Origin of the sequence: Streptomyces thermoalcalitolerans, assembly GCF_039525155.1 — a bacterium.
Lineage (GTDB): Bacteria > Actinomycetota > Actinomycetes > Streptomycetales > Streptomycetaceae > Streptomyces > Streptomyces thermovulgaris.
The window spans coordinates 1-553 of record NZ_BAAAHG010000165.1 but is presented as its reverse complement, the minus strand read 5'-3'; the positions used below and the strand labels follow the sequence as shown (position 1 = coordinate 553).

Below are 553 nucleotides of genomic sequence, written 5' to 3'. Positions count from 1 at the left end.
GGTCCTTTCACGGTATTCGCCCCTACCAACGAGGCTTTTGTCGGTCTATTGGATATCCTAGGTGATGACTACAACGCACTTTCCGATTTCGATACTCAGGAAGAGATAGACCTTTTGGTTAAGATTCTTACCTACCACGTAGTGGCGGGAACCGAAGCTTTCGCCGCAGACCTTTCCGATGGACAGTCAATCGCAACGGTAAACGGAGCTTCAGTAGGCATCAATATTACAAACCATACTGTTCACATTATTGACGCTACCGATGATAATGCTACCGTGGTGATTCCTGATGTGGATGCCAGTAACGGAGTCGTACACGTAATCAACAAAGTATTGTTACCGCAGGAAGCTGTTGATTTTGTAGCTAGCCTTCAGATGAAAAATATTGTAGAGCTCGCTATCGCCACAGATGACCTGAGCATTCTTGTCGATGCACTTGTTGCCGCTAACGCCGGATTGGTGGAAACTTTGAGCGGTGAAGGTCCTTTCACGGTATTCGCCCCTACCAACGAGGCTTTTGTCGGTCTATTGGATATCCTAGGTGATGACTACA

At 47.0% G+C, this 553-nt stretch carries 1 protein-coding gene; it reads left to right on the top strand.

All coding sequences use genetic code 11. The features are described 5' to 3' along the window. Positions 1-553 (top strand): fasciclin domain-containing protein (locus tag ABD224_RS29370; RefSeq protein WP_344055378.1); only part of this gene is annotated, 553 nt, incomplete at both ends.